This window comes from Streptomyces sp. NPDC059900 (genome assembly GCF_050270335.1).
Taxonomy (GTDB): domain Bacteria; phylum Actinomycetota; class Actinomycetes; order Streptomycetales; family Streptomycetaceae; genus Streptomyces.
This window is the reverse complement of sequence record NZ_JBNNJZ010000452.1, coordinates 1-6,778: the sequence shown is the minus strand read 5'-3', so window position 1 is coordinate 6,778 and position 6,778 is coordinate 1. Positions and strand designations below refer to the sequence as shown.

At 68.4% G+C, this 6,778-nt stretch carries 4 protein-coding genes; 1 reads left to right on the top strand and 3 read right to left on the bottom strand.

Annotation, left to right across the window (positions count from 1 at the left end):
- The 3 genes from ACQKIP_RS35830 to ACQKIP_RS35820 all read right to left on the bottom strand — a co-directional run.
- A partial coding sequence (locus ACQKIP_RS35830) for a carbohydrate ABC transporter permease (RefSeq protein WP_427745094.1) occupies positions 1-681 on the bottom strand: 681 nt, incomplete at its 3' end.
- Positions 682-686: 5 nt separating this feature from the next.
- Positions 687-1,634: a carbohydrate ABC transporter permease gene (locus ACQKIP_RS35825; RefSeq protein WP_427745095.1), complete on the bottom strand. Its 948-nt coding sequence runs from the start codon at positions 1,632-1,634 to the stop codon at positions 687-689.
- Positions 1,635-1,639: 5 nt separating this feature from the next.
- Positions 1,640-3,007, bottom strand: a complete 1,368-nt coding sequence (locus ACQKIP_RS35820) for an ABC transporter substrate-binding protein (protein WP_365854019.1) — start codon at positions 3,005-3,007, stop codon at positions 1,640-1,642.
- A 404-nt stretch (positions 3,008-3,411) separates the two neighbouring features.
- Here ACQKIP_RS35820 and ACQKIP_RS35815 point away from each other — a divergent pair.
- On the top strand, positions 3,412-6,778 hold a 3,367-nt coding region (locus ACQKIP_RS35815), incomplete at its 3' end, for a discoidin domain-containing protein (protein ID WP_427745093.1).

The window sequence follows — 6,778 nt, the reverse complement described above, 5'->3', positions numbered from 1 at the left end:
CTTCCAGGCCGTGACGATGGAGAGGATGGAGACCACGGCCAGGATCGGCCGGGCCAGCGGGAGCACAATGCGCCACATGGTCGTGATGGGTCCCGCGCCGTCCACCTTCGCCGCGTCGAGGAGTTCGTCGGGGATCCGGTCGAAGAAGTTCTTCAGGATGTAGATGTTGAAGGCGTTGGCCGCGGCGGGCAGCCAGACCGCGCTGGGGCTGTTGATCAGGTTGCGGTTGAACAGGGGGACGTCCACGACGGTGAGGTAGACCGGCACGAGCAGCGCGGTGGCGGGCATCATCAGGGTCACCAGCATCAGGCCGAGGACCACGTTGCCGAACCGCGGGCGCAGCTTGGACAGGGCGTAGGCGGCCGGGACCTGCACCGCGAGCTGCACCAGCCAGGCGCCGCCGGCCAGGACGACGGTGTTGAGGAAGTAGTCGGCCAGGTCCATCTCCCGCCACGCCTTGGCGTAGTTCTCGGGGTGCCAGGACTCGGGGATGTAGGTGGGCGGGTTCTGCGCCAGCTCCGTGGAGGACTTCATGGCTCCGGTCGCGGCCCAGTACAGCGGCACGACGAAGGCCAGCGTGAACAGCACGAGCGCGACGGCGAGCGTCGACCAGTAGACGATCCGTCCCTTGCGCGTCTTGAGGACGGCGGGGCGCACCAGGGTGCGCATCGAGGCGGACATCCCTCTCACTCCTTCGAGGCGCGGGTGATGCGCAGATAGAGGGCGGAGAAGGCGCCCAGGACGATCAGGAGCAGCAGGCTCAGGGCGCTGGCGGTGCCGAAGTCGTTGTAGACGAAGGCATAGCGGTAGACCAGGAACATGACGGTGACCGTGGAGTCCTCGGGGCCGCCGCCGGTCATCACGTACGGCTCGGTGAACACCTGCATGGTCGCCACGATCTGGAGCAGCAGCAGGACCAGGAGCACGAACCGGGTCTGGGGGATGGTGACGTGGCGCAGCCGCTGCCAGATGTTGGCGCCGTCCAGTTCGGCGGCTTCGTAGAGCTCGCCGGGGATGGTCTGCAGGGCGGCGAGGTAGATCAGTGTGGTGGTGCCCATGTTCGCCCAGGTCGAGACGATGACCAGGGAGATCAGTGAGGTGGACGAGGAGTCCAGCCAGGCCGATGTCGGCAGGTGCAGCGTGCGCAGGATCTCGTTGAGCAGCCCGGGGCCCGGGTCGTAGAACCACTTCCACATCAGCGCCACGACCACCGGCGGCAGCATCACGGGAAGATAGACCAGGACCCGGAAGTAGGCCCGCGCGTGGCGGAACTCGTTCAGGAGCACCGCGGTCAAAAACGGCACACCGAAGCCGAGCACCAGCGCGTACAGCGTGAACAGGCCGGTGTTCTTCCAGGCGGTGAGGAACAGCGGGTCGTTGAACAGCTTCTGGAAGTTGTCGGCGCCCACCCAGGTGTTGCCGGTGGCGAAGTTGACTTCCTGGAAGCCCAGGAGCACGTTGCGGATGATCGGCCACCACGAGAAGAGGGCGAAGATCACCACGGCGGCGCAGAGGAACCCGTACGCCGTCATGTGCTCGCGCAGTGCGCGGCGCCGGGCCGCCCGCCGCCGCCGCTGGGGAGCGGGCGGCAGCGGGGGCGCGGCCACGGGCCGGGGGGACGTCTTCAGGGACATGCTCATCAGGAGCTGCTGTAGATCGCGTTGACCTTCTTCTCGGCGTCGTCGAGAAGCGCGTCGATGTCGGCGTCCTTCTTGGTCAGGACGGACTGCATCGCCGAGTCGAGGATCGCGTAGACCTCCTGGGCCTTGGGCGGCTCGATCACGCCGGGCACCTCGGGCGCGGAGTCCATGAACGCCTGGTAGTTGCCGGTGGGCATGTTGGCGTTCTCTTTCTTGACCTTCTCGACCCGGTCGCGGACCTGGCCCTCGAAGACGTCGGGGACCATGGGCATCGGGATGCCGACGGGGAGCTTGGCCTTGGCGTAGTCGGCGACGTTCTTCTCGATGAGCTCGGGGTTGAGGTAGCGCCACTGGAGCCACTTGACGCCGGCCTTGATCTTCTCCGGGGACGCCTTGGGGTTGATCATGTAGCCCTCGCCGCCAAGCAGCGTGCCCTTCGCGTCGGGCACCGGGGCCAGGGCGTAGTCCTCGTACTTGCCGCCGAACTGCTTGGCGATGACGGTGATGTTGTCGGCCGCCGAGACGTACATGCCGAGCTTGCCCGAGCCCATCATCCGCTGGACGTCCTCGACCTGGAGCAGCTGCTTGCTGCCCATCGAGTTGTCCTTCCAGCGCATGTCGTACAGGTCCTGGAAGGTGGCCTTGCCCTCGGGGGTGTTGAACGCGGCCTTCCACTTTCCGCCGCTCTCCTCGGCGATCTTGCCGCCTCGGGAGTACAGCTCCGCGGTGTAGTGCCAGCCGCCCTGGTTGTTCTTGGAGAAGTCGGCGTAGCCCACCGTGTTGTCGCCGAGCGCGGCGATCTTCTTGGCGGCCTTGCGGACGTCCGCCCAGGTCTTGGGGGCCTTGTCGGGGTCCAGGCCGGCCTTCTCGAACAGGGCGCGGTTGTAGACCAGGCCCATCGAGTAGTTGGACGTCGGCAGGCCGTACTGGCGGCCCTCGTCGTCCTGGAAGATCTTCATCAGCGGGTCCTGGATGTCGCCGCTGTGCGGCATGTCCTTGACGGCGTCCGTGATGTCCGCGGCCTGCTTCTTCTCGATCAGGGAGCGGGTGTCGGTGAAGTAGACGTAGAAGACGTCCTCCAGCTTGCCGCCGGCCAGCTTGGCGTTGAAGGTCTTCGGGTCCATGAAGCCCTCGTGCGGCACGATGTCGATGTCCGGGTTGGCCTTCTCGAACTGCTTCACGTGCTTGTCGAAGAGCGTGCGCTCGAAGGCCTGGGTCTTGGGCGGCTGCCCGTTGACGTCGAGCTTCACCTTGCCGCCGGAATCCGATTCGGTTCCGTCGCTGCTGGTGCCGCAAGCGGTCAGCGAAACCAGCGAAAGAACGGCCGCTGTGGCGAGCACGAGCGTGCGCCTGCGTGTGAATGACATCAGGGGACCCCCTCCGGGTCGTGCATTACGGCGCGGCGCCGCCCCGCTCGGGCAAGGCGGCGGCGCACCCCTCACTGGCACGGCCGGCCCGCCGCTGTGCGGTGGGTGCCGGGTGCGGCGCATACTCAACCACCGCCGTAACCGCCGCGCAATATCTTGAGCACAGATTGCAAAAACTGGATTGAACCCGGATCGAGGCTCTACCGCAGGGCGACGCCTGCCGGACCGACCGGCGGCTATGCCCGCTACGGGGGTGACTGCCGCGCAACGGGGGCCCGGCGCGACGGCAAAGCAGCGGGCACAAGTTCCGCTTCGGCTGTAGTCAACTCGACACTTCTCTGCAATTCTCCCACTTCTCAACGCGAAAACGTGCGCGTTGCCAGAGTGAGGGAGTCGCACGAGCCATGAGACGCATCGCAGACGCCCGGGCCTCGGCCCGAAGATCCCGCTGGTGGTGGCGGCCGTTCGCTGCCGCGCTCACCGCCACCCTGCTGCTGCTCGGTCTGCCCGCCCTGTCCGCCTCGGCCGCGGGCGGCCCCGACCAGGCCGCCGGCAAGCCGGCCAAGGCAAGCAGCGCCAAGGAGGCGCACGGCGCCGGCCAGGTCACCGACGGCAACACCGGCTCGTACTGGGAGAGTTCGTCGTCCGACCTGCCGCAGTGGGTCCAGGTCGACCTCGGGCGCGCCACCCGCGTCGACGAAGTGGTCCTCAAGCTGCCCCCGGCCTGGGAGACCCGCAAGCAGACCCTGTCCGTGCAGGGCAGCTCGGACGGCTCCGGCTTCCAGACCCTGGCCGCGTCGGCCGCGCACTCCTTCGAGCCCGGCTCGGGCAACACGGTGACCATCGGCTTCGCGGCCGCACAGACCCGCTACGTGCGGGTGCACGTCACCGCCAACACCGGCTGGCCCGCCGCGCAACTGGCCGAACTCCAGGTACACGCGGCCGCCGACGCCTCGGTGAACCTCGCCCTGGGCAAGACACTCAAGGCCAGCAGCCACACCCAGACCTACACCGCCGCGAACGCAGCCGACGGCAACCGGTCCAGCTACTGGGAGAGCGAGAACGGCAAGCTGCCGCAGTGGATCCAGGCCGACCTCGGCGCCACGGCACGGGTCGACGAAGTGGTCCTGCGGGTGCCCGGCAGCTGGGGCGACCGCACCCAGACCCTCAAGATCCAGGGCAGTACCAACGGCTCGGACTTCACCGACCTGACCGCGTCCAAGGAGCACGCCTTCAGCGCGGCATCGGACCACTCCGCCACGCTCTCCTTCGACTCCGCCAGCACCCGCTACGTCCGCGTCCTGATCACCGCCAACACCGGACAGCCCGCAGGCCAGCTGTCCGAGCTGGAGATCTACGGCCCGGCGGGCGGCGACTCGCAGGCACCCACCGCACCCAAGAACCTCGCCCTGACCGAACCGGAACCGGGCAAGATCAAGCTGACCTGGGACGCCTCCGACGACGACAAGGGCGTGACGGCCTACGACGTCTACGCGGGCGGGGAGCTGCTCACCAGCGTCGCCGGTGATGTGCGCACCTACACCGACACCCGTCCGGCGAGCGCCAGCGTCACCTACTACGTGCGGGCCCGCGACGCCGCCGGCAACGCCTCGGCCAACAGCAACTCCGTGACCCGCAAGGGCGATTCGGGCGACACCCAGGCCCCCACCGCCCCCTCGAACCTCGCCTTCACCCAGCCCTCCGGCGATCAGATCAAGCTGACCTGGGCCGCATCGGACGACAACGTGAAGGTCACGGCGTACGACGTGTACGCCGACGGCAAGCTCCTGAAGTCCGTGGCCGGTGACGTGACGTCCTACACCGACTCCCGGTCGGCGGGCGTCACCGTCTCCTACACGGTGCGGGCCCGCGACGCGGCGGGCAACGTCTCGGCGCACAGCAACACCGTCACGCGCCCCGGCGGCGGCAACACCGACCTGGCCGCGGGCAAGCCGATCACGGCCTCCTCGGTGATCCACACGTTCGTCGCCGAGAACGCCAACGACGGCCAGACGTCCACCTACTGGGAGGGCGCCGCGGGCAGCTACCCGAACACCCTGACCGTCAAGCTCGGCGCCAACGCCGATGTCGACGCGGTCGTCGTCAAGCTCAACCCGGATGCCGGCTGGAGCCCGCGCACCCAGAAGGTGCAGGTCCTGGGCCGGGAGCAGAAGGCCACCGACTTCACCTCGCTGGTGGCGGAGAAGGAGTACTCCTTCAGCCCCTCCGGCAACCAGAACACCGTCACCATCCCGGTCTCCGCCAAGGTCGCCGACGTGCGGCTGCGCTTCACCGCCAACAGCGGCGCCACGGCCGGGCAGGTGGCCGAGTTCCAGGTCATGGGCGCCCCGGCGGCCAACCCCGACCTGGAGATCACCAAGCTGTCCCACGCCCCCGGCACGCCGACCGAGACCGACGAACTGACCCTGACCGCGACCGTGCGCAACCGCGGCACCGAGGCCTCCACGGCCACCGACGCCACCTTCCGCCTCGGCGGCAACAAGGCGGGCACCGCGGCCGTGGGCGCGCTCGGCGCGGGCGAATCGGCGACGGTCGACGTCAAGGCCGGTGCGCTCGCGGCGGGTTCGTACCCCTTCAGCGCGCAGGTCGACGAGAAGAACGAGGTGATCGAGCAGAACGAGGGCAACAACACCTACACAAGCCCGGACCCGCTGGTGGTCAAGCAGGTCGACTCCTCCGACCTGGTGGCCTCACCCGTGAGCTGGACCCCGTCCGCGCCCACCGCGGGCAAGGACGTCACCTTCAGCGTCGCGGTCAAGAACCAGGGCACCAAGGCGTCCGCGTCCGGCGCGCACGGCATCACGCTCGTCGTGCAGGACGACAAGGGCGCCACGGTCAAGACCCTGACCGGCGAGCACAACGGCACGATCGGCGCGGGTGACACCACGGCGCCGGTCAAACTCGGTACCTGGACGGCCGCCAAGGGCCGCTTCACGGTCAAGACGGTCATCGCCGACGACGCCAACGAGCTGCCGGTCAAGCGCGAGAACAACACCAGCACCCGTTCGCTGTTCGTGGGCCGCGGCGCCGACATGCCCTACGACACCTACGAGGCCGAGGACGGCGTGCTCGCCGGCGGCGCGAAGACCGTCGGGCCCAACCGCACCGTCGGCGACCTGGCGGGCGAGGCATCGGGCCGCAAGGCGGTCACCCTGAACTCGACCGGCGAATCGGTGGAGTTCACCGCCAAGCAGGACACCAACACCCTGGTCACCCGCTTCTCCATCCCGGACGCACCGGGCGGCGGCGGCACCGAGGCGACCCTGAACGTCTACGTCGACGGCACCTTCCGCAAGGCGATCGACCTCACCTCCAAGTACGCCTGGCTGTACGGGGACGAAGCCGCACCCGGCAACTCGCCCGGCGCCGGACCCGCCCGCCACATCTACGACGAGGCGAACATCATGCTCGGCGGGACGGTCAAGGCGGGCAGCAAGATCAAGCTCCAGAAGGACAGCGCCAACACCTCCCGCTACGCCATCGACTTCGTCGACCTGGAGCAGGTGGCACCCAAGGCCAACCCCGACCCCGGCTCCTACGCGGTGCCCGCCGGCTTCGGTCACCAGGACGTGCAGAACGCCCTGGACAAGGTCCGCATGGACACCACCGGAAAGCTGACGGGCGTCTACCTGCCGGCGGGTGACTACGAGACGAGCAACAAGTTCCAGGTCTACGGAAAGGCCGTCAAGGTGGTCGGCGCCGGCCCCTGGTACACCCGCTTCCACGCACCCAAGTCCCAGGACAAGACGG